Genomic DNA, 24,629 nt, shown 5'->3' on the forward strand with positions numbered 1-24,629 from the left:
TAGTGCTCTTCAATCCAGGAGTTTACCGATTCCACCAGCCCCACCATGGACGTAATACCCGCCACGGAGAGCATCAAAAAGAACAGCACCGCGAAGACGTAGCCACCGGGCATCTGGGCAAAAGCCACGGGCAGCGTCTGGAAAATCAAACCTGCCCCGGCAGCGGGATCCAGCCCGTAGTTAAAGACAGCGGGAAAAATCACCAGTCCTGCAAGGAGCGCCACTCCCGTATCTGCGATCACGATAATGAGCACCGACTGGCTGATAGAAATGCTTCGAGGAAGGTAGGAGCCGTAGGTCATCATGCCGCCCATGCCCACACCAATGGAGAAAAACGCCTGGCCGATAGCGGCAAGCACCGTTGCGAAGGTCACCTTGCTGAAGTCCGGCGTAAACAGCCAGGCCACCGCTTCCCAGAACCCACCCGCGAAGAAGTTAAAGCCCGCTAATACAATCAGCAGCGCGAACATCAACGGCATCATGATGGTCACGGCCCGTTCGATGCCGTTTTTGACCCCGGCAAATATGATCAGTCCGGTTATGGCGAGACCCGCCAGGGTCCAGAAAAGCATGCCCCAGTTGTCGCCAAGGACCGCGGTGAACTGCGCCTCGGCATTCAGCGCGTCAACATCGGCAAATCCCGTTGTGATTGCCTTGTACAGGTACCACAGCACCCAACCCACCACCACGGAATACACTATCTCGATAGTGAAGGCGGCAAGCAATCCCATACCGCCTACCCAGCGCCACTGGGAGCTGCGCCCACTTTCCCTGGCCACACGGTCCATGGCAATGGGTGGCGCTGCATCGCCCCTCCGACCGATCATCAGCTCGGCCATTAGAATAGGTACTCCGATGAGAAAGGCGCAACCCAAATAGATAAGAACGAAAGCGGCACCGCCGTTTTCCCCCGTGACGTAGGGGAAGCGCCAGATGTTGCCAAGACCCACGGCGAAACCCACCGAGGCCATAAGAAATGCAAAGCGAGAGGTCCAGTGCGAGTGAGCACCGCCGGCAGCCGCCATAGTAAAACTCCGAACGTGGGTCAGCGTCGCAGTCTACACAAAAGCGTCCAGCGCTTCAGCCGGCTTAGAGCGAGAAAGCTCCTTCCCTGACGTTGCCCGCAATCAGGCCAGGGGCCGGGTGGCTGCCCTCAACCAATCGCGATCGTCGGGATGCTCCAGACGCTCCATGATCTCTTCAGCCACCCGGCTGTGGTAGGCATCTATCCAGCTGCGCTCTTCGGGACTCAACAGACAGCTATCGATCAAACGTCGATCAAAGGGCACCAGGGTCAGCGCATCAAACTCCAGCATGGGAAACTCCTTTGACGCAGTCTCTGCCTCGCGAACCACGCAGAGATTTTCGCAGCGTATACCAAAGGAACCATCGCGGTAGTAGCCCGGCTCGTTACTCACGATCATCCCCGGGGCCAGGGGTGTTCCGTTCCATGCCCTGGCGATTCTCTGGGGGCCCTCGTGGACTCCCAGAAACGCACCCACGCCGTGCCCCGTCCCATGTTCGTAATCGCGTCCCGTCTGCCACAGATGCTGCCGCGCCAGAACATCCAGGTGCGTGCCTGTGGTTCCCTTGGGAAAACGCGCACGATCGAGCGCTATATGCCCTTTGAGCACCAGGGTAAATAGCTCACGCATCTCGTCGCTTGGCTCGCCAATAGCAACGGTGCGCGTAATGTCCGTCGTACCGTCCGAGTACTGACCGCCGCTGTCCACCAGATACAGACTGTCGGGAACCAGCGGCGCGGGGGTGCTGTCGAGATGGTTGTAATGGCACATGGCGCCATTGGCTGCGGATGCAGATATTGAATCGAAGGACAGTTCATGGAAGTGCTGGCCCTCCGCCCGGAATGCCTCCAAACGGTCCGCCACCAATGCTTCGTCGTGATAACGACCGGCAGCGATTTCGCCATCGAGCCACGCCAGAAAACGAATCTCGGCGACCGCATCGCGTCGATGGGCTTCCCGGGCGCCGGCAACCTCCACGGCGTTTTTGCAGGCCTTGGGCAACAGTACGGGATCCTCCCCTGGCAGCAGGGTCGCGCCGCCCTCTTCCAGACACAGCTGGGACCAGGCGTTCGCTGTGCCCGGGTCTGCGAGAACGGTTTTCCCTGCGTAGCCTGCAAACACGCGGGCCGCTTCACTTTCGGCAACAATAGAAACGCCTGGGCCCGTATGCTCGTGAAAGCCTTCCGGGATCCGTCGCTGGTCGGCGAGTAAATGCACATCGCCATTTGATTCAAGGAGCGCGCAGCCAAGAAGCACGGGCATGCGGGGCACATCTCGGCCCCGGACGTTCAACAGCCAGCTCAGGGACTCCGGTGCAAAAATCAGCGCCGCATCAGCCCCCGCCTCCGCAACGGTTTTACCGAGACGCTCACGCTTGCTCAGGCTGTGCTCCCCTGTAAACGACTCATCAAGGAGCAAGCCGCGGGCAACCATGGGGCTCGGTCGCGTCGTCCAGCAGCGATCAATAGGGTTATCGGTGCTGAGTACGATAGCGATATCTGCCTTGCCCAAAATTCTTTGCGCTTCCCGGTACCAGTCGAGAGTGCACATACGCGGGTCTACAAGCAACTTGCTCCCCGCTGCGAGATTTTCTGTCAGCCATTGGAGGGGCGGCTCTTCCAACAGCTGCCGATACTGGTACTGCTCGCCATCAACCTGGCGTCGCACCTGCACCGTGTAGCGCCCATCGGTGAAAATTGCGGCGTCATTTGCGGTGACAATGGCCATCCCCGCGGACCCGGTAAAGTCCGTCAGCCACCGCAGGCGTTCGTTATGGGCGGGAATGTACTCGCCCAGATATTCATCCGCCCGGGGAATACAAAGTGCATCCACACCGCGGCTCGCAAGCTCCTCTCGCAGAAAGCCGAGCTTCGCACGCTGATCTGAACCCGCTGACGCTACCGACACTGTCATGCTTCAGACCTGCTCGAAGTCTTCTTTACCGACACCGCAGTCCGGACAAAGCCAGTCCTCGGGCACATCCTCCCAAAGGGTTCCCGCGGGAATGCCATCGTCGGGCCAGCCCTCGGCTTCATCGTAGATCAGGCCGCAGACAATGCATTCAAACTTACGAAAGGACTGCTCACTCATGGTGCTTTAGTCTCCAGGTACGTCAATCAAGGGTTAATGTTCTCTACCAGGGCCTAGGGGCCCTGTGCGACTTCTCCGTCAAGGCGCAGACGGTAGCCATTTTCCTCCGGGCTGGCAATGAGAGAAAGGGCCTGGGCAAGTTCCGGGTCCAGGGCTTGCTCCGGACTTTCTATGCGGAGGTCGATGGTAAAGCGTTTCTCAACGAGGTCCACGGCCCCCGATGCCATCACCGGACCGCTCAGGGTCACGACATCTGCGATCACCTGTTGCTTCGCCGGGCTGGTGATGTTCGCTGCATAGCTGCCCAGTACATGAACGCCCCGGGGCGACTGCCAGGCAGCGCCCTGCCAGACCAGGCGGCCTTCGGCGGAAACAAGATCACTGCGGGTGACCTGTAGATCGCTAAACAGCAGCTCCAGACGTCCCGTGAGTTCTACGGGCAGCACACGCTGTAGCAGGGCAGCATCGAGGCTCACGTCAAGATCCTCGATGACCAGCATGTCCCCAACCACCCTGAGGTCCAGGGTTCCCCGTTGATCACCCCAGGCACTGCGCAGATGCACTTTGGGGGAAAAAGCCAGCAAGCTCATGGGATCAAGGGTCCAGCTGACTTTCCCCAAGTGCAGGTAGCCACCCGGCGTCTGGACCCGTGCGCGCATGGCACTGCCGTGACTCAGGGTGCCACTCACTGCTGATAGCTGTATCTGCTGCGGATTCAGGACATAGCTGAGCAAACGGGCCGGCGCCTGCAGACTGACAAAAAGCAGTAACAACACGGCGCCCAGCAACGCCAGCAACCACAGGAGAGGTCTCATGGTCCCGCCGCGACGCGAAGAGTCGCGCTCACTGTGCCCGCGGTGCTTGTTTGGCTTAAGGAGAGATCATCCACGCGCAGACCCTGCACCGTCTCAAGCTCATGGATCCAGCGTAACAGGGCATCCAGAGCCGCGGATTCAAAACGCAGCTGTACCGACCCCTGGCTATTGGGCTGCAATCGACTTACCCGCAGAGCGTAGCGGCCGGCACTCTGGTTCAAGGACGCGCTGAGATTCACGGACCGGGCACCGCGGGTACCACCCTCAGAATTTTTTAGGGCACGGACTTCGGTGGCCATGGCATCCACGCGAAGCAATGCTTCCGCGGTGGCGGTGTTCCGGGCGGCCAACTCCGCCCGCGCCTGCCCCAGGGGCCTAATAACAAACATGCCGAGCAGGTAAAGGGTGACGGCCAGCGCCATGGCAAGAAGCGCCAACTGCTCGCGTAGGGAGTAGCGTTCAAACCAGTCTTTCATGGACGCTCTCCTACGCGCAGTCGAGCGCGGACGCGGTCACCACTGCGCGAGGAACTCTCGAGGCTTGCGCTGAAGCCCGCCTCCTCCAGAGATCCGCGAAGAGACTCCACTTCAGCAAAGTTGGCCGCCAGCAGGTTAACCCGCAACTCTGCACTCCTCTGGCTGTAACTCAAACTGGCCAGTAGCGTACCGTCCTGATTGGAAAGCGCAGCGCCCAGTGGCGCCAGGAGTCCGGTAAACGTGCCCCCGGCGCCAACACCCCGCAAACCATCCAGCTGACGGCGCAACTGCTTTTCAGCATCCACAATGGCGCCGCGGGGATTGATGCCGCGGTAAACCGTTTCGATTTCCTGACGCAGCACGAGGTTTTCCCGCTGGAGCCGCTTAAGATCCAGCCATCCGGAAACCAGGTGGAGCGACAGAGCGACCAGAAGCAACGCCGCCACGGTACGCCACTGCTGCCACCATCGGGAATAGGGTAACTGTGGTGCGAATGCCCCCTGGAGCAAATTAAGCCCGGAACGCCCCCCATCACTGAGCAGCAGCGCCTCTTCAAAACCTCCCTGTCGCCACTGCAGATCGAGGCCGCCAAGGGATGTAAGGAGGCTCTCATCCACGGCGTTCTGTTCGCCGTAAACGACGACACGTTCGGGCGAAGATGCTTCCCCTAGTGCGTCAAGGAGGGCGGGCAACAGCGTATTCTCTACGCGGGTTCCCTCCTGCCGGCCGTAGCGCAGCAGCGTGGACTCGGCCTCAAGCACCAGGGTCCACTCCCCGACCGACCAGGGGAGTAACAGTGGTTCAGGAATCCAGGGAACCTGCCCCGCAAACACCCCCAGCTGCGTTTCCCAATGGCGCATCAGCCGTTTCTCGACCATCGCTACCGCGTAATGTGTTTTGTCCACAGCCTGACGGGCAAAATGCACATCCTCGATATTGTCTGTGAGCGACTCCTCGAGCATAAAAGGCAGGGAAACCTCGAGGTGCTTTTTTTCTTCGGGGGTGACCGTCAGGAATTGCAGGCGCACATCGCCGCCGGGCACTGCGAACACTATTCCGTGGTCCCGCTCTCCCAGGCAGGCGCTCAGCCGATCGCGCGCCGCATCGTCATCAAGGCTGCGCAGCACCCCGGCATCCCACCAACAGAGCTGATCTTCACGAAGACAGATAACGCTCAGATTCTTGTTCACGGGAGGCTCTCAAGGGGAGGAAGATTGGGCATATCGTAGAGACTGGCATTGATGCGCTGGAGCACGTCGATCTCACGCGCCTCGCGACGGAGCACACTGTACAGCCGCTGCTCACGGTCGGCAATCTCCACACGGGAGGCGAGAAGAAAATACGACGAGGATTCCGTCAATAAAGTCGCAACAGCTGACATCTGTGCACCGGCAAAAACGTCCAGCTGCAGAAACTCGTCAAGATTCGCAAAACCCGTCTCTTCCCGTTGCTGAATCAGTGACTGTCCATCCGTCAGAGACAGGGGCTGCAAGACGCCATTGCCATTTAATGCCCGAAGCACCGGTAGGGTCGCCGTGTGGATATTGATGCCGGAGGGCACTTGCGGCCAGACCGTCACCAGGGGTTTCAGCGCCTGATAAATCGCAGGCGTCATACCGGTAATGGCCTGCAGCTCGCTCACGCTCACCATAGGACGATTTCCTGGCCGGTAGGACGGCTGCAGAGACACATACAAGGAACTTTCTGCCCCATTAAGCCGGGGCTCATCATCGCTATCGATCCAGTCTGCCACAGCGTCGGTAATTGCCATGGCGGTGAACTCATCAACCTCCGTCGATTCCAGCGCCTGAAGCAAGCGGATAAAAGTCTGCTGTGCGGGCGAATAAGGTATGGCCCCTGTGGTTGGCTGGGCACTCAGACTGTTGAGGTTAAAGCGCCCCTGGAGATCGACCAGACTACCAAACATCCAGCCTCCCTCATCAAGGGCATAGGGCGTCGCCTGCTGCGCCCAGATTTCCTTGAGGTCGTCCCGGGGACTATCTGCCGCCAGATCTGCCTCATAATCAAGGGTGAGAGCCAACGCGGCCAATTCCTCGGCACCGCGAAGATAGGCCCAGCTCTGCTCCGCCACAAAGCTGTTGAGTCCCCGGCGGTAGCTGAGATCAAAATCACGCTGGAGTGCCACCAGCACACTCGCGCAAATGGCAAACACCAGGAGCGCCACTACGAGCGCAACCCCTCCTTGCGGGCGGGGAGACGAGAGTTCAGCGTACCGGCAGTTCATAGAGTCGCCTCAACTCTCCCAGATCCGACAATTCAATGCGCAACTCCACTGCCACCGGCGGTGGCGGAACGGCATTCCCCGCACCGGGATCAGCAACCCAGCTCTCGCGCCAGCCTCGGGTATCCACCACCAGGTCCCTGTCCAGCTGAAGATTATCGAGGGTGTCAAGAAAGCGCATCTCCAGTCCGGTCACGCCCCGAAGCAGCTCCGTGCGCTGGGGTTCGGCGTCCACGGCACGATCAAGCACCGTGTAGTAGCCTCGCCACAGGGAGTCATCCTCCAGGTAATAAAACACGCGCTGAAGCTCACTCCGCGGCTGCACAAGGGTGTTCAACCACCCATCGCGCGTAAGTGACAGTGGATAGAACGCCAGCGGGCCACCAGACAACGCGGGCTGAAGCCCACCAAATTCATCCCGCACCGAGCGATTACTGAACTGTCTTAAATCCCTGTTCAACAAAGCCAGTGTGCGATTCAGGTCCCGCGTACGTTCACTCGCTGCGCGCAATTGCTCTGCCCCGGTGAGCGTCGATGATATGCCGCTGTAGGATGCCGCAGCGACAAAGGCGGTAATCGCCAGTGCGATAAGCACCTCTACCAGGGTGAATCCACGCTGCCCCTTATCCGCCATTGGCTGCTCCCTCGCTGCGTGCCGCGATAAACGCGACCAGGGTATAGAGACTGGGAGCATCCTCACCTGCAATGGGTCGGACCTGAATCTCCACGCGGGAAAAATCGGGAACCTCGGTTCCCTGGCTCTGCACCCGCCAGTACCAGTCCCGCCCCGCCATTACCTCGCTCCCGGTGCTGCTGCCCCGCAGCGTTTGCTGCCCGCCTCGCAGGGCAAGACGCAGCTCCGCGAGGCGGTTACTCGCCACCACCTGGGCAAGAGAGCGATCCCGGATATAGGCGGTACCATCGATCTGCTGATCCATGGTGAAAAGCAACGCTGGAACCGCGAGGGCAACTACCGCTAACGCCACCATGACCTCTACCAGAGTAAAGCCGCGGGAGTCGCGATGCGATCCAGGACAACTAGGGTGCGAAAACATAATCATTCATTGATGCGTCGTCCTGCCCGCGGTACTGCTCAAAGCGGCCCAGAGGATCCCAGACGAGGCGAAAGAGTAATTCATCATCGTCGACGCTTCTGATCAGCAGTTCACCAGCTTGGGTCTCGCCGCTGGCAGACAGCAACCACTGCGGAGTGATGCCGGCGCGAGGGTCCGCAGCGTCTGCCGCCACCGGGAGTATCTCCACATCATCCAGGCTGATCTGCAATCGGGTGTCTGCCGGAAACTCCAGCTCCGTAAACAGCTCCGGGGATCGCTGGGGCTGCCGCCACCCCGCCTGCAAACGCTGTCGCCAGTGGATTGTCACCACAGGCTCTCCCCGCTCATTCGCTGCATTTGCAAACAGCACACCGAAATCCGTGCCGCTGAACTGCGCCTCGTCCAGCGCGTAGGCTGCCACCGCGGTGAGGGTCTCGAGACGCTCCTGCACGATCCGATCACTTGCGCCGGAGTTCACGTTCAAGGTCACCAGGCTGGTCATCAGCACAATCACGAACAGCACCACCAGCATTTCGATCAGGCTGAAACCCTGTGAGCACCCCATGGGGTCAGCTTTCTTCCGTCTTCCAGTTGCCGATATCCGCATTCTGATCCTCGCCACCGGACAGTCCGTCCGCGCCAAGGGTGTAGATATCTACCTCACCGTTCTCGCCAGGACTGAGATAGAGATAGGGGCGCCCCCAGGGATCCAGGGGCAGCTCCGCAAGGTATCCACCCTCTTTGAAATTTCTCGGGGTAGGGTCGATAGGACTGGGAGTGACCAGGGCCTCGAGCCCCTGCTCCGTGCTTGGATACACATAGTTATCAAGCCGGTAGATTTTCAGTGCCGTCTCGATTGCCTTAAAGTCAGCCTGTGCTTTCTGGATGCGCGCATCATCGGCGCGGTTAAGCACCGTGGGCGCCACAATACTGATCAACAGTCCCATGATCACCAGGACCACCAGTATTTCAACCAGAGAAAAACCGCCCTGTGCTCCCTTGCCGGCTCTGCGCTGCATGTCCTTACCTCACCATCGTGTTCAAATCAAAAATCGGCAGGAGGATAGCCAACACAATCAGTAGCACCATGCCTCCCATAAAAACCACCATAAGCGGCTCAAACAAACCCATGACCGTGCCCAGGGTCATTTCCAGCTCACGCTCCTGATTAGTCGCGGAGCGTTCGAGCATGTCCTCCAGAGAACCGCTGCTCTCGCCGCTGGCGACCATATGTACCATCATGGGTGGAAAATGCCCTGCCTCCCCCAACGCCCGACTGAGACTGCTTCCCTCCTGTACGCGCAAGGCCACGTCTTCGCTCTCCGCGCGGAGCACAAGATTGACCAGCACCTGACCCGCGATACGCAGGGCTTCAAGGAGCGGAACACCGCTGGCCATAAGAATGCTGAGTGTCGATGCGAAACGCGCGGTATCGAGAGCGACGATTAATCCGGAGATACCGGGCACGCGCAATAAAAACCCGTGCCACAGCAAACGCCGCCGGGGGTCCTGAAGCAGGCGCCGCGCACCCACGATCATAAGCACCAGGCCGATAAACAACCACAGACTGTAGGACCGGAAAAAATCGCTTGCGGCAATAAGTGCAACGGTAAGCCCAGGAAGCTCACGATTACTTTGGGAGAAAATGCCAATGAGCTCGGGGACCACAAACACCATGAGGGCGACAATGACGGCAACGGCCACACCCAGCAAAATAAACGGATAGATCATCGCCATACGCAGCTGCTGGCCGCTGTGCTGACGACGCTCGGCGTAGTCGGCGAGCTGCTCCAGCACCGGCCCCAAAAATCCCGCGTGCTCCCCCGCCGTCACCATGGCGCGGTACATCTCGTTAAACGCCAGCGGGAACTCCGCCATGGCATAAGCCAGCGTATGGCCTTCACTGACACGAGACCGTATCTGCAACAACATGGCCTTTATCCGCGGACGCCGGGTTTGCTCCGCGGTTGCCTGGAGGCAATCGGCGAGGGGTAAATTGGACTGTACCAGGGTGGCTAGCTGTCGGGTTAGCAGCGCCAGATCAGCGCCCTTGATCCGTGTGGGGAGCAAACGCTGGCGCAAACTGCCGTTGGCGGCTTCACCACGCGCGGCACTTTGTACCTCGACGGGACGAAGGTCCTTGCTTCGCAACTGCACGCGAACCTGCCGCTCGGAATCCGCCTCCAGAACGCCGCGAATGAGCTTACCGCCCGGGTCCAATGCGCGATAGCGATACGCCGTCATGGTCTAGCGCACTCAGGCCACAGAAGTGACACGCAGCACTTCCTGGAGGCTTGTATCTCCCGCAAGAATTCGTCGGCGGCCGTCATCCTGAATGCTTGCCGAATGCCGTCTTGCGGTCTCGCTGATCGCCTGCTCTGATGCACCGTCGTGTATCAAGCTGCGAAGTTGATCATCGATCTCAATGAGCTCGTAGATCGCACTGCGCCCGCGATAGCCACTATGATTACACTCCGGACACCCCACGGCCTGATAAACGGTGGTGGCCGATCGTTCAGTGTCAGCGATACCCAAAAGCTGCGCCTCGCCCTCCGTGGGATTCGCTCCCCGTCGGCATTCGGGGCACAGCTGTCTCACCAGGCGCTGCGCCATCACCGCAAGGAGGCTGGAGGACAGGAGAAAGGACTCCACTCCCATGTCCTGAAGCCGGGTGACTGCGCCGATGGCCGTGTTGGTGTGCAGGGTAGAAAGCACCAGGTGCCCCGTGAGAGAGGCCTGCACTGCTATCTCGGCGGTTTCCAGGTCACGAATCTCCCCGACCATCACCACGTCCGGATCCTGACGCAAAATGGCCCGCAGGCCCCGGGCAAAGGTCATGTCCACCTTCGTATTTACCTGCGTCTGACCGATACCCGGCAGCATGTATTCCACCGGGTCCTCAATGGTCATGATGTTGCGCGCCGTATCATTGATCTCGGACAGCCCCGCGTACAGCGTTGTGGTCTTTCCCGACCCCGTGGGGCCGGTCACCAGAATGATTCCGTGGGGACTTTTCAGAGCGCTGCGAAAACCCTCATAGACGGCTTCCGGCATGGCCAGCTGACCAAGCTGCAGCTGCCCTGACTGTTTGTCCAGTAGGCGCAGCACCACACGCTCACCATAGGCCGAGGGGATGGTGGACATGCGAATATCGACCGCATGGCCGGCAATGCGCACGGAAATGCGTCCATCCTGGGGAATACGACGCTCAGCGATATCCAGTCTGGCCATCACCTTCAATCGGGATACTAAAAGCGGCCCCAGCATACGTTTTGGAGACAGCACTTCAGAGAGAACGCCATCGATGCGATAGCGGACACTGAGCTTCTCCTCAAAGGTCTCGATGTGCACATCCGAGGCCTTCTCGCGCACCGCCTCCGAAAGAATGGCATTGATGAGGCGGATAATCGGCGCGTCGTCTTCCCCGTCCATCAAATCGCCCGCATCCGGGATTTCTTCCGCAAGACGACTGAGATCCACATCAGAGCTGATATCGGCGGCCATCTGCACCGCTTCGCTGTTATCCCGCTGATAGGCCCGGGAGAGCTGGCTTTGAAACTCCGCTGGAGCCAGCGTCTGCAACTCCAGCTCCTTGCCGATACGTCGGCGCAGTTCCAACAGCACATCAACGCTCAGCGCTCCGCTATGCAGCACGCGATGGGGGGCCTGGGGGTCGATAACCACGCGATGGGCTTTTGCAAAACTGAAGGGCAGCTTGCCCGGGGATACCTCTACAGCATCCAGAGCCACCTGTGCGGGCTGCGCTTCGCTCACGGCGACTCCGACGCTGGTGCTCTCAGATCCTCGCGGATTGTCTCCAGCTGCAGTATCTGTTGCTCCCAGTCCGGGAGCACGGGCACCTGGTCCTCACCAAAAAACATCAAACCCTGCTCCCGCTGCGCGCGCTGCTGGTCCCGAATATGGCGATACTTGATGGCGGTGGCGCCCGCAATCTCGGTGTCATCCCGGATAATGGTGGGACGGATAAAAATCATCAGATTGGTCTTTTTGACCGAGACCGAATCGTTGCGGAACAGCCGTCCAAGGTAGGGAATGTCCCCCAAAATGGGCACCCGCTGTTCGGCGCTTTGCACGTCATCCTTGATAAGGCCACCGAGCACCACGACCCGACCGTCTTCCGCGAGCACCTTGGTGCGTATCTTGCGCTCGTTGGTAATGAGGTCCGCCGCGGCAGCCGACGCCACCAGGGTCGCTCCCGTGAGCGAATTCACTTCCTGCTCGATCTCGAGGACCACAGAATCACCCTCGTTCACCTGGGGTGTCACTGTGAGCGTAATACCCACGTTTTCCCGCTCGATGGTTTGAAAGGGATTCTGGGCCCCGTTGTTACCACCGGTATTGGTGAAGGAACCGGTAATGAAAGGCACTTGCTGCCCCACGGTGATGAAAGCCTCCTGATTGTCCAGCGTCAAAAGACTCGGTGTAGAGAGAATATTCGCATTACTCTGCTCTTCCAGAGCATTCAGAATCACCGTCATGCTGAGGTCGTCGCCGACCACACCCCAACCGAGGGACAGTCCCGCGGAACCGGCAAGCGCCGCCGCCAGGTTACCCACATCAAAATCGCCCGTGGTAGACCCCGTGCCGCCGTCGCTATCCGGTGGCAGGATCGCTCCCGCGATATTTCGCGCCCGGCTATCCGAGGCGTTGATATTACTGCCGTAAAAACCACTGTCGTTGGCGAAGAGCCACTGCAAGCCTAAATCCTGACCGTCGGTCACCTCAAGCTCCACAATAATCGCCTCCACCAATACCTGGGCGCGACGAATATCCAGACGCGTAATCACCGCCTCCAGCGCCACCATTTCGTCAGCATCCGCCGTGATAATCAGGGAGTTTGTGCCCTCGTCAGCTTCAATGGTCGCGGTGTTACTTGAGGCGCGGGCAGCTTTGGCATCCCCGGTATCAAGCTTGTTGATGTTCTGCATTACCCGGGTGAGGACTTCTGCGATGGCGGTTGCCTGAGCATACTCAAGATAAATCACCTTCACGTTGCCCGTCTGCTCGAGAGGGGTATCAACATAGGCCACCAGGCTGCGAATACGCGCGCGCTGCAATTCATCGCCGGTCACCAGCACGCTGTTGGTGCGCTTGTCCGGCACCAGCAGCACATCTATCTCACCGCCGTTGTTCCGGGCTTCAGAGGCGTTGAGCTTTTCCAGCATTCGCACCACGTCTTCGGCGACCGCGTAACGTAATGCAATGACGTCCGTCTCCTGGACCGCTGATTGGTCCATGCGCTCGATAATATCCCGTATACGACTAATGTTGGACGCGGAATCGGAAATGATAATGGCGTTGCTCGGTGCGTAGGCTGCCATGTGCGCCTGCTGTGGTACCAGGGGTCGGAGCACCGGTATCAGTTTCGCCGCAGAGATATTGTCGAGGCGTAAAACTTGAGTGACATACTCATCGTTTGAAGGGGTCGATGCTCCCTCCTCTGCGACAGGTACAGGTGCAGAACGAGCATCTTTATTCTGAATAACCCGTACAACGCCCCCGGAACGTACGGCGGTATATCCATGGACGTCGAGAATAGCAAGAAAGAGATCGTAGAGTTCGCTGGCATTTACCGGCCTCGAAGAGACCACCTTGACCTTACCTTTAACCGATGGATCCACCACGATAGTGGTGTTGGTGGCCTCCGCGACAAACTTTATAAGCTCCTGTATGTCTGTTTCTTTGAGGTTAACGGTAAAATCCTGCGCAGCCACGGGCGGCACCATGAGCAATGACACCGAAAGGAAAACAGGCAATGCCCAAGAGAAGCATGCAACGCCGGACAATCGCCGGACGCAAAAAGACAGAAAAGCAGTCACGTACCATCCCCTGCGGTGGGTACACCAAGATCAACGTTAAGCGTCACGAACTCTCCCTTGCGCTGTAATTCGAAAACTGCCTCCTTGGCGGAGCGCATTGCCTGGTAAAGTCTCACAGTATTAGCAGGATCTGACAGCGACATTCCATTCACCGCAGTTACCAGGTCGCCGGACTCAAAGCCCAGGGCTGAGAACTGACCCGCGGCCTTGCCAGGACTCACACGATAGCCTAAAAGCTGGCCGCTCTCCCGCACGGCATTGATGCGAACAACCTCCGCCAGGGACTGGGGATCTCGATAAAGACGCTCCCTATACACGGATGCGATTTCTGATGCCGCGGCATCTACCTTTACGTCGCTTCTCCCAGCACCTGTCGACACTGACGTCCGCGGTGTAGGCGGCGACGCGGCAGTTATGGACGCCGCAAGCTCGCTGTCCTCAAACAGGCGCAAAACCTCATAGCGACCGCCGTTGTCCAAAACCACCAGGGCCGGCAGCACCTTAGCCAACACAACCTCTCCGCTTAGCGGTAACTCATCTCCGACCTGGTAAAGATCCTGCGTATTGCGATGCTCAATCACCGCTTGACCCAAACCCGCCTCGGACGCGGCAAGGACACCTTTTAACAGGAGCGGAAGTCGGGTGTCCGGCGCACCGTCCTCAATGCCCGCCAGGGCTACTCTCGCCTCGGCCTCGCTCAGGGCAGGGGCACGCCCCGTGGCCGCAGCAAGCGCTTCCGGACTCACGGCGGTCCCGGGTTCTCCAAACAGTCGTGCGCCCACGAGCGCCTCAATATCTATGGAGGCCCGCGTCCCGCTCGACGATCCACTGCTTACCGGGTTAATAACCTCGGCCTCGGGCAAAGGTTGCGCCTCAGGGAAAAAACTCCACAGCCCGGTCCACAGGGAAAGAGCAATCCACAGGAACAAGAGCAAGCCCAGAACCCGTTTAAGGCCAAGGAATATTGTCGGCTGGGAAAAATAACGAAATGCATCCACCGCCCCATTGCTCACCTGGGATGTGAAGCTCGCCAACCGTGTCTGCCAAAGCGCTGCCACCGCTGCTCCCAGCTTTACCAGTTGTGTGACCTCAATGCCCCTCTCTCAGGGAGCGGCTATTGAAGGGGAAAATTGTGACATTAATATGACAGACTCGCCACAAAAAGGGAGATGCCGCTAATCCTGGCTGTGGTAATAATCCATGAGGATTTTTGCCACTTCAGGCCGCGAGAATTCCGGTGGAGGCGCGATCCCCTGCCCCAGCATTTCTCGCACTGCGGTACCGGACAACAACACAAAGTCCTCTTTATCGTGATCCGGCGCGTCGCGCATCATGACAACCTTGTCCAGCTTGCGGCTGTAGGCCGTGTGGTCAGCGCGGTAGATAGCGATTTCCAGCGCGCCCTCGGGAACCTCCTCATCGAAAACCGTCTGCGCGTCGAAGCCGCCGTAGTAATCGCCCACGCCGGCATGATCGCGCCCAACAATCAAATGGGTGCAGCCACAGTTCTGACGGAACACCGCGTGAAGCACAGCCTCCCGGGGCCCGGCGTAAAGCATGTCAAAGCCATAGCCGGTGACCATGACCGTATTCACAGGAAAATAGACCTCGACCATCTTGCGTATTGAGGCGTCCCTGACGTCGGCAGGAATATCACCGGGCTTGAGCTTTCCGAGAAGCATGTGGATGAGAATACCGTCGGCGCCCAGGTCGTTCATGGCCATGCGGCACAGCTCTTCATGGGCCCGGTGCATGGGATTTCGCGTCTGAAACGCAACCACCTTATCCCAACCCCGCTCGGCGATTTCAGCGCGGATATCAACGGCAGTACGAAAGGTATCGGGAAACTCCGTGGCAAAGTAGGAGAAGTTGAGCACCTGTACAGGACCGGATACCACGCGATTACCCAGGCCCATGAAGGTGGCGACACCGGGGTGCTGTGGGTCAAGGGTTCGAAATACATTGCTCGCGATGTGCTTAAGCTGCTCTTCACTGGCCTCTTCCACGGCCGTCACATCCATTACCGCAAGTATCGGGTTTCCTTCGACATTGGGATCTCGCAAGGCGATGCGCGTCCCTGCTTCTACACTCTGATCATGGGTAACGTTAAGGATCGGCACGGGCCAGAAGATGCCAGACTCGGTCCGCAGGCGCTCCGCCACGGATATCGCATCCCCAAGGGTCATATAGCCAGGCAAGGGATTGAAGTACCCGGCGCCCAGCATGACGGCATTGGCGGCGGCCGCGGAGTTCAGCAGCATAGAGGGCAGGGATTCTGCCTCGCTGATAAGAGCGCTGCGCGCCTCGTCGTCATAAACATAGAGCGGATGCAGCTCCCGGGAACTGTGAGGCTTGATCATTTAACTATCCTTCTTTTGGACGATGGTGACTAAACTAACCACCATTGCAGGTGTATTTAGGAGGGGGACCCGCACAGTAATCAGGCGGAAATAATCCCGCGCCCACGAAGCTCCTGCAAAATCTGAGCGACCTCCTCATCCAGATTCTGTTGATCTGAATGCAGATGAATCTCGGCAGAGGGGGGGGCTTCATAAGGGTCATCAATGCCAGTGAAGTTTTTGATCTCACCTGCACGAGCCTTTTTGTAGAGGCCCTTGGGATCGCGGCTTTCTGCCGCCTCCAGGGAGCAGTCCACGAAGACCTCAATAAAATCAATTCCCGCCGCTGCGTGGAGCTCTCTCACCGCATCGCGGTCTGCAACATAAGGACTGATGAAGCTGGAAAGGGCAATGACGCCGCTATCGGCAAACAGTTTGGCGACCTCGCCGATACGGCGGATATTTTCTGTGCGGTCCTCGGCGGAAAAGCCAAGATTCTTGTTGATTCCCATGCGCACGTTGTCGCCATCCAGACGATAGGCCAGCACACCATGCTCATGGAGCACGCCTTCGAGTTCCACTGCCACGGTGCTCTTGCCGCTGCCGGAGAGGCCGGTGAACCAGATGGTAGCGCCACGATGACCCAGGATTTTGGCGCGATGGTCACGGGTAATGTCCCCCTCGTGCCAATGAACGTTGGTGGCTTTTTGCTCAGCCATGATCTTCCCTCGGTAGTCGTTGTTTTCTGGCGAAGCAGTTTATCACGGAGCGTCCTCCCGAGCTGGAATAAGCGGATTGCTACAGCTCCCTATCGGCAGAATACCCAGGCTCAAAGCGACTGCACGTGAGGTCATTGAGCAAGCCATCGCGCAGGCTATAAATCCAGCCGTGAACACCCAGGGACTGCCCGCGACTCCAGGCTGCTTGCACCACAGAAGTCCGCACCACATTCTCGACCTGACGACGGACGTTCATCTCGCAGAGCATATTGACTCGGGTGGCCTCGTCGGGCTCAGCCTCCAGAGCACTTCGCTCTTCAATGGCGACGTCCTCAATATGCTTCAGCCAGTTATCGATGAGACCCCGGGGCTTGGGATCCAGCACCGCCGCAACACCGCCACAGCCGTAATGGCCCACAACTACCACGTGAGAGACCTGAAGAATATCCACCGCGTATTGCAGTACCGAGAGGCAGTTCAAATCGCCATGGGCCACCACGTTACCAACGTTTCTGTGGACAAAAACTTCACCGGGTTTCAGTCCCACGATCTCATTCGCCGGCACCCGACTGTCCGAGCATCCGATCCAGAGATAGCGCGGTGATTGCTGGCTCGCAAGTTCAGGAAAAAACTCGGGATTATCCGCACTGACGCGCTTTGCCCAGTCCTCGTTGTTAGCCAGTAACTGACGTAAACCGTCCATCGCTACAGCATCAACAGGCCGAGGCGAGCCACCGAGATCCGATTGCCGCCAGCGCGCTCAGCCATCTGCATGGCCCCCTCCGCCTCCGATTCCATTTGCGTAGCCAGCCGCTCGCTGGACTCCACCGGGTGTCGCGAGGGCTCCCAGCACACCAGACCGATGCTCAAAGAGACGTGAAGCACCGCGCCACGACCATCATCAATGGCGAAGTCGTCGATGTCCTGACGCATACGCTCACCGATATCGTGGGCATGGGGTTCGTTACAGGCGGGAAGGAGCACCGCGAAGTGCGTCGCGGATATGTGCGCGATGTAATCCGTAGCGCGCAGTTCGGAGCACAGACGCTGCGACACCCGCCGCTGCACAAAATGGCAGGCGACTTCGCCGTAGTTTTTACAAATGTCAGCCAGCTCGTCCAGGGAAATGTAAAGCAGGGTCATGGGGTGATTGACCCGTCGCGCCCAATAAATTTCACGCAGCATATCCCGGCGGAAGGCCCTTAGATTGCCCACCTCGGTAACCGGATCCAGCAGCGTCAACTGGTCCACCCGCTGGAACTCCACCACCCGCAAAAGCGCGGCGGCAACCAGCTGTCCGAGCATGGCAAAGAGCTCCCGCTCCTGCTCGCCATAGGCGGTCATCTTTTCGGTCAGAGCCAAATGATAGCTGCCCACCAGGCGGTCGCCGTCGAAGAGCGGCATTATCACAGCCCCCACGGCGCTCGTAGCCCCGGACAAAACGCTGAACATCCGCCCGTCATCGAGATCTATGAGCGCCGTGTCCGGCACATCGGGATACAGCTGGTAAAGAGCATAGTTGTCGGCCTTTAGCATCAGAGAGCTGCCAAACATTTTGCGGATAGGTAAAAGACGGGCAATCTGCTCTTCAGGATCGTGAAGGCGCAATTCAGCCTGGGGCGAGTCAAAGCCCTGGGGGAAATCCTCGAGCAGGTACTTCACCAGTGACGACAGGCTCTTCACCGCCAGTAAGTTACGTTGCGCCTGGCGGAGCTGCCGGAGCACATGAGCGTGCAGCATCTGCACCAGGTCATCGCTATCATCGCCGTCCGCAGGCAGGACCGTCATTTCGATGTTGGTAATTTCAGGTTCGCCAACACCACGGGCGTTCCCAGGGCCTTTACCCGCGAACTTTTTGCTCACTTTTGCACTTTCCTGTGGTGACCCAAAACCCTCTCCTCAACACTGCAGCTTTGCCCTAGCAGTTTAGTGCCACTATACTCTGTTCGGCAAACCGAGGGGTGGCTGAGAGCCTGAGACGCCGAAGTTTCATCGCAGCTTAACAAGACGATGGAGCGTAGGGCGAACCCTTTGAACCTGATCCGGGCAATACCGGCGTAGGGATGGTTGCAGCCCGGCCTGTGTAAGCGCTGCCGAGCCGCCCTTCCCTCGCCTGAGGGAATATTCGTGAAACGACCAACCGTTCTGTGTACCAAAAGCTTGTCTAACAAACATCCGGGTGCGAACAACAGCACCGATGACACCCATCTTTGCAGCAACTGGCCACCGGATGTACCGACGCCGGCACTTTTGTTTTTCGCGGCACTGGTGGGACCTGGCATGGCCGCGGCGCAGACCAGCCTCTCCGATGACGGGGTCACGGCGACGGCGCTGGAAGAAATCGTGGTCACCGCGGAGCTTCGGGACACGCCCTGGCTCTCCCAGCCGTCGAGCAGCAGCGTTGTGGGCGCCGCACAGATCAATGAGCGCAACGCCATCCATCTGGAGAACCTGCTGATCCTGGCTCCCAATGTGAACCTCTCGGGAGGAACGTCTAGAGCGCGCTTCTACCAGATACGCGGTGTAGGCGAGCGAAGCCAGTTTGTGGACCCTCTCAATCCCTCTGTCGGATTGCTCATCGACGGTATCGACTACAGCGGTCTCGGGAGCGGCGCAACGCTCTTTGATATCGAGCAGGTGGAGATTCTCCGCGGCCCCCAGGGCACGCTCCATGGCGCCAATGCCCTTGCAGGACTCATCAATATGCGCAGTGCCGCACCGGAGTCGGAGTTTTCCGCCCGGTTGCAGTCCACCGTGGGTGACTACGGCCGGCGAGAACTGGGAGTAAGCGTCACAGGCCCCCTAGTTAGCGACAGTCTGCTTTTCCGCATCGCGGCTTTTGAACATCGCAGCGACGGATTTATCGACAACAGCTTCCTCAACAGAAGTGACACCAATGATCGTAATGAAGGAGTGTATCGGGGCCGCCTGCAATGGCTGCCCAACGATGAGCAAAGTCTCGACATTACTCTGAGCCACGTGGATATCGATAACGGCTACGACGCCTTTTCCCTGGACAACACTCGCACAACGCTTTCAGACATGCCCGGCAACGATCGTCAGCAGAGCGATGCCCTGGGGATTCACTACCGCTGGTCAGGGGACCAAGTGGTCACTGAGCTCATGGCCAGCGCAGCAGCCACGGACACAGACTACAGCTATGACGAGGACTGGAGTTTCGTGGGCATCGCGCCAGCGCTGGAATACTCCTCCTTTGATCGCTACCTGCGTGAGCGTGACAGTTACAGCGCACAGCTGCGTCTATCTTCAGCGGAGGCTCGGGGCACTGCCGCGGGGAATCTGAGCTGGACGGCAGGGTTATACGCCCTGAATGACGACGAATCTCTGCGTAGGGCATACACCTATCTCGCCGAGGATTTCCGCAGCCGCTTCAAAGCGGAAACCCGGGCAGCTTACGGGCAACTGGACCTGGCACTGACGGAAAACTGGACCGTGAGCGGCGGCCTCCGCCTGGCAAGCCGCTCCATGAGCTATGACGACTCCAATGCGGTCCGGGGCGATCCGGACAACGACCTGTGGGGAGGGAAGCTGTCCTTGCAGTATGAAAAGGAAGGCCTGGGCATGCTTTACACATCGCTGTCCCGAGGCTACCGGGCGGGGGGCGTCAATGCCGGCATCCTCGCTTTCCCACAAGACCAGTTGCAATCCTCCGACAGCCTGACGGACCTGGAGTTTTTCGATGAGGAGCTGCTTTACAACGTGGAAGTAGGTCACAAAGGCGAGTTTTTTGACGGACGCCTGCAAAGCGCCGCCACACTCTTTTACATGGACCGCAGCGACCAGCAGGTGCGAGGCTCGAGAGTCATACCCCGGGAAGATGGCAGTACCGCCTTCGTGGACTTTACCGACAACGCCGCAGCAGGCTACAACCTCGGCCTGGAGTGGGAACTGCGAGCCGCCGTCACTAACAGCGTGGAACTGTATCTCAACACCGGATTGCTCCGGGCGCGTTTTGACGAGTACATCAATGCTGACGGTCGCGATCTGGAGGATCGGGAACAGGCTCACGCTCCCAGCTATCAGTTCGCCGCCGGCGTCCATTGGCGCCCGAATCCGCACTGGCAGGCAGACCTTCAGTGGGAAGGCCGGGACAGCTTCTACTTTTCTGACCGCCATGACGAGCAGTCCGACACCTACAGCCTGCTGCACCTGCGCCTTGCCTACCAGGGGGAAAGCTGGGAGGTCGCCCTGTGGGGACGCAATCTTCTCGATGAGGACTACTTTACCCGGGGTTTTGGCAGCTTCGGGAATGACCCCCGCAAGGGCTACATCACCGAAGCCTATCGCCAGTTTGGTGATCCCCGGCAGCTGGGCCTTAGCGTGGAGCTGCGTCTTTGAACGAAGCGCTGGAGGCGGTTGCCGTCGTCCTGGGGCTGGGGTACCTGCTCCTCGCCATCAAGGAAAAACGCAGCTGCTGGATAGCCGGCGCCCTGGCGTCGGCGATTTTTATGTGGATTTTCTGGCAGGCGGGCCTCCCCATGCAGGCGCTATTGCAGGGATTTTACATCGCGATGGCAGGACTGGGCTGGTGGCGCTGGGGAAAAGACAGCACTACCGGGACCAGCGCGGTCGAGCGGGCCAGCTGGCGCTATCACGCCGTGACGCTCCTGTGCCTCTGTCTGCTCACGGTCATTACCCTGCTGCTGCGCCAGACCCTGACGGACCTGCAAGCTGTGTTTGACACCGCCAGTAGCTGGGCCGGTGTATTGGCCACCTGGATGGTCGCGCAGAAGAAACTGGAGGCCTGGATTTACTGGATAGCCATTGATGCACTGACCGCCGGACTGTATCTCGATGCAGGATTGCTGGCATCATCGGCGCTTTACATGGTGTACACAGCGCTGGCGTATATCGGATGGAAGCAGTGGCGACAAAGCCTGCGTCTTCAACAGCGCAGTTAATCGAGGAGCTATGCGATAACTTCGCGAGCTGGGCACCGGCACTGGCTTGCCCGCCTGCACCGGGCGAATGGCTCGCCGGCGGCCATAATCATTACCTGCGAATCCTCGAAAGCCCGACGCACCGCTGGGTAGCGCGTATCGCCAGGAACGAACTGCGCTCCCTGGGGGAGAGACAGCTGGAAGCCAGCGTTCAGACTGCGGCGGCCGAAGCCAGTATTGCTCCCCCTATTCATTTCAGCGACCCCCGACGGGGTATTACGATCATGGACTACCTTGAGCCAGAGGCCGACTGCTCAGACTCCGTTGAAGCTATCGCCGAGCTCTGTAGACAAGTCCACGCGCTCCCCCTGCAGGGAAAGGTGATGCACGCGCCTGACGTCTTTCGGAACTGCCACGCAAAAGCAGTAGACCATGAGGGGCTGGAGGCTTTGTTAAAACAAGGCACAGCGAGGATAGCTACCGCCATGGAATGTCTTGAGCACAATGGGAATCTCGAGCCCAGCATGTGTCATAACGATCTTCTTGGGGCGAATCGTCTCTACAGCCGGGGCCGCCTGTTCGCGCTGGACTGGGAATACGCAGCGCCGGGAGATCCGTTTTTTGATCTTGCCGTTTGCGCATCGCAGCTGACGGACAGGGATGCCCGGGCACTCCTTGGCGCCTATCTGCAGCGCAGGCCCCGGAACACAGAAAAACAGCGCTTTGCTGCACAGTGCCTACTCTATGCCTGCATAGAAGCCTGCTGGTACAGCGCGCACCAGCCCCACGCCTCCGAGATGGAGGCGTCACTCAAACGTCTGGCGAATCATCTCCATCGGGAATCCTTATTGTGACTCACTGGCACATTCTCGGTGCCGGGGCTATGGGCAGTCTTATCGCTTACCGCATGAACCTGCACCAGCGTCCCTGCACCCTCCTTCATCATCACCGGGCGTCTGGGAAGCAGGTCATCATCGACGGGCAATGGTCGAGAACTGTGGCGGTAGAGCCTCTAAACAGCCTCTCGGCCACCAGCATTGATCACTTGCTGCTGACCACCAAGGCCGGGCAATTGGTCGATGCACTAAGGCTGTCCTTACCCTACTTATCCCCCGGCGCTATCATCGCCTGCACGGCCAATGGCCTGGGCTTTGAAGACGCGCTGGAAGGGCTGCTCTCGGGCAGGGTTCTGCACCGGGCAATCAGCACGGCAGGGGCTTATCGGGATGCACAAAATCGTGTGCACATCGCTTCGCTGGGCCTAATCCGCATGGGCTCTCCCAACGGCCGCAAAGAAGCGCCACGCTGGTTTTGCGACAGCTTTGAGACGCTTGAGGAGTGGCAGTGGGAGGGTGCTATTCAGCGGGCGATCGCCGAAAAGTTCGCTATCAACTGCGTCATCAATCCACTCACCGCGCATTTGCGCTGTCGCAATGGCGAGCTCTTAATTGACGATGTGCCCGGACCTGATCTGACAGCACTGTGCCGGGAGAGCGAGTCCGCACTCAGAGCATTGGGGCTATGGTCAGATTCCCGAGATTTACTCGGCAGCGCCGCTGAAGTTTGCCGGCAAACAGCGGAGAATCACTCATCCATGCTCCAGGATGTCCTGACCGGGCGCCCTACGGAGATCACCTTCCTCAACGGCGAGCTTCTGCGCCGCGCGCAGCTGTTGGGGCTGGAGCTGCCTATCAATCACGCGCTGGTGAACGCGCTGAGCTAATACAGGAGAAAGTCCAGCTGCTCCTCAAGGAGTTGTTTTAGCGCCCACGTCAGCTCAAAGCGAGAGGCCGTCTGAGGCACAAATAGTTGCCTCTCCCGGACCTCGTCTTCTCTGAGTCCCTCCAGCTGTATGAGGCAGCGCCCTTCATCGCAGTCAAGCTGTAGATACAACTGTCGTTTGGCAATGCATTGATTGTGCGCACCCGCCTTACTGAGGGTGTAGCGGCTATCGCTGTCCTCACCGGCACCCAGCACCACCGCCCTGCGGGCATTCTGCTTGAGCAAGGCTGTGAGCAACGCATGCAACTCCCCCTCGCCGGCATTCATCCTGCGCCCATCGGGCCCAACATTGATCTGCGGCAGGGCGACGGCCACGCAGGGCCCCGGCGCAAGCCAGACGAGCGTCAACAGCAGTATCGGCGTAGCGGCAGTGCCCAGGAGCAGTCCCCGCGCTCCCCAGGTACCCCGAAACCAAAAATAGGAAAGCCCGGCTTTTAGCCGATCCCATAATGGTGGTCGCAGCAGCTTTCGGGGTAAACGGATATTCCCAGAGTTCTCGGGGATGCCTTTAGACAGGGAATCTACCGGGAGGTCTGCCAATGTTGAAGCCGGAAGCAGACTTCGAATCCTGCGTAAATTCTCCCTAAGCTCAAAGGTTCCCTGAGGGCGGTCCTCCGGGTTCGAAGAAAGTAAACTCAGCAGCAGCGCTTTAAGGGCCTCTTCGGCGGCACTTGCGACGCTCGGAATGTCGGGCGCAGTTTTCAGCCCCCCACGGAGCCGCTGCATATCCAGAACCCCGCCCGCGTAGAATGGGTGCGCTCCAAACAGCATGCGATAGAGGAGAAGACCGAGGGCGAAAAAATCGCTGACCAGCGCTGCAGGCTCGCCACGGGATTGTTCTGGAGAAAGGGACTCACGGCTGTAAGCTGACCATTGCTCACCGGCGAAAATCGAAGCACCAAAGTCCGACAACACCGCGCGCCCCTGCCCACCGATGAGCACGTTTGCTGCCTTGAGATCGCCATGAACCAGCTTTGCCCGGCGCAGGGCCGCAAGGGCGGCTGCCAGATCCGTGACGATCGCCAGGGCATTGGCCGGACTGACCCGGGGGGAGGTCGCCAGCAGCTCCTTCAAGGTCCCACCGGGCACGTACTGCATGACCATTGCCAACTGGGAACCAACGCTCACCACATCATAAATGACGACGGTTTGGGGACTGCTGACCTCCATGAGGTGGCGGGCCTCCCGCACAGCACGACGTCGGGCGCTCAGGGAACGGTCAAGATGATAAAGCTTGATGCAGACCCGCCGCTTGAGGCGGGTATCAAAGGCGAGGTAGACATCACCCTGACCGCCCTGGCCCAGCCTGCACAGCAGTCGATACTGTGAAAGCCCCCGGATCAC

The 24,629-nt window shown here is 59.1% G+C and carries 23 protein-coding genes, 1 pseudogene and 1 riboswitch; of the genes and pseudogenes, 4 read left to right on the top strand and 20 right to left on the bottom strand.

The features are described from left to right. From ACTG3T_RS00380 to ACTG3T_RS00470, 19 genes and pseudogenes are all read right to left on the bottom strand, one after another. The coding region (locus ACTG3T_RS00380; RefSeq protein ID WP_439100280.1) for a sodium-dependent transporter at positions 1–1,025 on the bottom strand (1,025 nt) is incomplete at its 3' end. 102 nt (positions 1,026–1,127) lie between these two features. Beyond that, a complete protein-coding gene (locus ACTG3T_RS00385) occupies positions 1,128–2,939 on the bottom strand; it encodes an aminopeptidase P family protein (protein ID WP_439100281.1) in 1,812 nt (603 codons plus the stop codon). Positions 2,940–2,945: 6 nt separating this feature from the next. Beyond that, positions 2,946–3,116, bottom strand: a pseudogene (locus ACTG3T_RS00390) (rubredoxin); the annotation flags it as partial. Between the two features lie 53 nt (positions 3,117–3,169). Beyond that, on the bottom strand, positions 3,170–3,931 hold the full coding sequence (locus tag ACTG3T_RS00395; RefSeq protein WP_439100282.1) for a type II secretion system protein N: 762 nt from the start codon (positions 3,929–3,931) through the stop codon (positions 3,170–3,172). Beyond that, the gene (gspM, locus tag ACTG3T_RS00400; RefSeq protein ID WP_439100283.1) at positions 3,928–4,407 is read right to left on the bottom strand and encodes a type II secretion system protein GspM; all 480 of its coding nucleotides are present in this window, start codon (positions 4,405–4,407) and stop codon (positions 3,928–3,930) included. The genes ACTG3T_RS00395 and gspM overlap by 4 nt, the downstream gene beginning before the upstream one ends. Continuing rightward, entirely contained in the window at positions 4,404–5,597 is a 1,194-nt protein-coding gene (gene gspL / locus ACTG3T_RS00405) for a type II secretion system protein GspL (RefSeq protein ID WP_439100284.1), read from the bottom strand. The genes gspM and gspL overlap by 4 nt, the downstream gene beginning before the upstream one ends. Beyond that, complete coding sequence (gene gspK / locus ACTG3T_RS00410) at positions 5,594–6,652, bottom strand: type II secretion system minor pseudopilin GspK (protein ID WP_439100285.1); 1,059 nt, start codon at positions 6,650–6,652, stop codon at positions 5,594–5,596. Before gspK ends, gspL begins: the two co-directional genes overlap by 4 nt. Then, positions 6,633–7,283, bottom strand: coding sequence for a type II secretion system minor pseudopilin GspJ (gspJ, locus tag ACTG3T_RS00415; protein WP_439100286.1), 651 nt, complete (start codon positions 7,281–7,283; stop codon positions 6,633–6,635). The genes gspK and gspJ overlap by 20 nt, the downstream gene beginning before the upstream one ends. Then, entirely contained in the window at positions 7,273–7,704 is a 432-nt protein-coding gene (gene gspI / locus ACTG3T_RS00420; RefSeq protein ID WP_439100287.1) for a type II secretion system minor pseudopilin GspI, read from the bottom strand. The genes gspJ and gspI overlap by 11 nt, the downstream gene beginning before the upstream one ends. Further along, entirely contained in the window at positions 7,688–8,269 is a 582-nt protein-coding gene (locus tag ACTG3T_RS00425; protein WP_439100288.1) for a pilus assembly FimT family protein, read from the bottom strand. Before ACTG3T_RS00425 ends, gspI begins: the two co-directional genes overlap by 17 nt. Positions 8,270–8,273: 4 nt before the next feature. Beyond that, the gene (gspG, locus tag ACTG3T_RS00430; RefSeq protein ID WP_439100289.1) at positions 8,274–8,723 is read right to left on the bottom strand and encodes a type II secretion system major pseudopilin GspG; all 450 of its coding nucleotides are present in this window, start codon (positions 8,721–8,723) and stop codon (positions 8,274–8,276) included. A gap of 4 nt (positions 8,724–8,727) precedes the next feature. Beyond that, positions 8,728–9,948 carry a type II secretion system inner membrane protein GspF gene (gene gspF, locus ACTG3T_RS00435; RefSeq protein ID WP_439100290.1) on the bottom strand — a complete coding sequence of 407 codons (1,221 nt, stop codon included), beginning with the start codon at positions 9,946–9,948 and terminating at the stop codon, positions 8,728–8,730. Positions 9,949–9,960: 12 nt separating this feature from the next. Continuing rightward, positions 9,961–11,478 carry a type II secretion system ATPase GspE gene (gene gspE / locus ACTG3T_RS00440; protein ID WP_439100291.1) on the bottom strand — a complete coding sequence of 506 codons (1,518 nt, stop codon included), beginning with the start codon at positions 11,476–11,478 and terminating at the stop codon, positions 9,961–9,963. After that, on the bottom strand, positions 11,475–13,451 hold the full coding sequence (gene gspD / locus ACTG3T_RS00445) for a type II secretion system secretin GspD (RefSeq protein ID WP_439100292.1): 1,977 nt from the start codon (positions 13,449–13,451) through the stop codon (positions 11,475–11,477). The genes gspE and gspD overlap by 4 nt, the downstream gene beginning before the upstream one ends. A gap of 89 nt (positions 13,452–13,540) precedes the next feature. Then, positions 13,541–14,602, bottom strand: coding sequence for a type II secretion system protein GspC (gene gspC / locus ACTG3T_RS00450; RefSeq protein WP_439100293.1), 1,062 nt, complete (start codon positions 14,600–14,602; stop codon positions 13,541–13,543). A gap of 117 nt (positions 14,603–14,719) precedes the next feature. Further along, entirely contained in the window at positions 14,720–15,904 is a 1,185-nt protein-coding gene (gene sat / locus ACTG3T_RS00455; RefSeq protein ID WP_439100294.1) for a sulfate adenylyltransferase, read from the bottom strand. A gap of 80 nt (positions 15,905–15,984) precedes the next feature. Then, positions 15,985–16,602, bottom strand: a complete 618-nt coding sequence (cysC, locus tag ACTG3T_RS00460) for an adenylyl-sulfate kinase (RefSeq protein WP_439100295.1) — start codon at positions 16,600–16,602, stop codon at positions 15,985–15,987. Positions 16,603–16,681: 79 nt separating this feature from the next. After that, a complete protein-coding gene (gene can, locus ACTG3T_RS00465; RefSeq protein ID WP_439100296.1) occupies positions 16,682–17,305 on the bottom strand; it encodes a carbonate dehydratase in 624 nt (207 codons plus the stop codon). A gap of 2 nt (positions 17,306–17,307) precedes the next feature. Next, entirely contained in the window at positions 17,308–18,465 is a 1,158-nt protein-coding gene (locus ACTG3T_RS00470; protein WP_439100297.1) for a GGDEF domain-containing protein, read from the bottom strand. Positions 18,466–18,549: 84 nt separating this feature from the next. Continuing rightward, a riboswitch (TPP riboswitch) is annotated at positions 18,550–18,683 on the top strand. Positions 18,684–18,729: 46 nt separating this feature from the next. Here ACTG3T_RS00470 and ACTG3T_RS00475 point away from each other — a divergent pair. The 4 genes from ACTG3T_RS00475 to ACTG3T_RS00490 are packed head-to-tail and all read left to right on the top strand — an operon-like array spanning position 18,730 to position 23,226. Then, positions 18,730–20,961: a TonB-dependent receptor gene (locus ACTG3T_RS00475; RefSeq protein WP_439100298.1), complete on the top strand. Its 2,232-nt coding sequence runs from the start codon at positions 18,730–18,732 to the stop codon at positions 20,959–20,961. After that, positions 20,958–21,524: a nicotinamide riboside transporter PnuC gene (pnuC, locus tag ACTG3T_RS00480; RefSeq protein ID WP_439100299.1), complete on the top strand. Its 567-nt coding sequence runs from the start codon at positions 20,958–20,960 to the stop codon at positions 21,522–21,524. Before ACTG3T_RS00475 ends, pnuC begins: the two co-directional genes overlap by 4 nt. After that, complete coding sequence (locus ACTG3T_RS00485) at positions 21,488–22,357, top strand: phosphotransferase (protein ID WP_439100300.1); 870 nt, start codon at positions 21,488–21,490, stop codon at positions 22,355–22,357. Before pnuC ends, ACTG3T_RS00485 begins: the two co-directional genes overlap by 37 nt. After that, positions 22,354–23,226 (top strand): ketopantoate reductase family protein, encoded by an 873-nt coding sequence (locus ACTG3T_RS00490; RefSeq protein WP_439100301.1) that lies wholly within the window; start codon positions 22,354–22,356, stop codon positions 23,224–23,226. The genes ACTG3T_RS00485 and ACTG3T_RS00490 overlap by 4 nt, the downstream gene beginning before the upstream one ends. On the opposite strand, the gene ACTG3T_RS00495 is transcribed toward ACTG3T_RS00490, so the two are convergent. Further along, positions 23,223–24,629 (bottom strand): serine/threonine protein kinase, encoded by a 1,407-nt coding sequence (locus ACTG3T_RS00495; protein WP_439100302.1) that lies wholly within the window; start codon positions 24,627–24,629, stop codon positions 23,223–23,225. The two genes, ACTG3T_RS00490 and ACTG3T_RS00495, sit on opposite strands and share 4 nt — an antisense overlap.

The organism is Congregibacter sp. (assembly GCF_965660375.1).
Classification (GTDB): Bacteria; Pseudomonadota; Gammaproteobacteria; order Pseudomonadales; family Halieaceae; genus Congregibacter.

Excerpts from the sequence above, each read along its gene's own strand:
- ACTG3T_RS00385 (WP_439100281.1), bottom strand. The coding sequence starts at position 2,939 with ATGACAGTGTCGGTAGCGTCAGCGGGTTCAGATCAGCGTGCGAAGCTC.
- ACTG3T_RS00395 (WP_439100282.1), bottom strand. The coding sequence starts at position 3,931 with ATGAGACCTCTCCTGTGGTTGCTGGCGTTGCTGGGCGCCGTGTTGTTA.
- gspM (WP_439100283.1), bottom strand. The coding sequence starts at position 4,407 with ATGAAAGACTGGTTTGAACGCTACTCCCTACGCGAGCAGTTGGCGCTT.
- gspK (WP_439100285.1), bottom strand. The coding sequence starts at position 6,652 with ATGAACTGCCGGTACGCTGAACTCTCGTCTCCCCGCCCGCAAGGAGGG.
- gspJ (WP_439100286.1), bottom strand. The coding sequence starts at position 7,283 with ATGGCGGATAAGGGGCAGCGTGGATTCACCCTGGTAGAGGTGCTTATC.
- gspI (WP_439100287.1), bottom strand. The coding sequence starts at position 7,704 with ATGTTTTCGCACCCTAGTTGTCCTGGATCGCATCGCGACTCCCGCGGC.
- ACTG3T_RS00425 (WP_439100288.1), bottom strand. The coding sequence starts at position 8,269 with ATGGGGTGCTCACAGGGTTTCAGCCTGATCGAAATGCTGGTGGTGCTG.
- gspG (WP_439100289.1), bottom strand. The coding sequence starts at position 8,723 with ATGCAGCGCAGAGCCGGCAAGGGAGCACAGGGCGGTTTTTCTCTGGTT.
- gspF (WP_439100290.1), bottom strand. The coding sequence starts at position 9,948 with ATGACGGCGTATCGCTATCGCGCATTGGACCCGGGCGGTAAGCTCATT.
- gspD (WP_439100292.1), bottom strand. The coding sequence starts at position 13,451 with ATGGTGCCGCCCGTGGCTGCGCAGGATTTTACCGTTAACCTCAAAGAA.
- sat (WP_439100294.1), bottom strand. The coding sequence starts at position 15,904 with ATGATCAAGCCTCACAGTTCCCGGGAGCTGCATCCGCTCTATGTTTAT.
- cysC (WP_439100295.1), bottom strand. The coding sequence starts at position 16,602 with ATGGCTGAGCAAAAAGCCACCAACGTTCATTGGCACGAGGGGGACATT.
- can (WP_439100296.1), bottom strand. The coding sequence starts at position 17,305 with ATGGACGGTTTACGTCAGTTACTGGCTAACAACGAGGACTGGGCAAAG.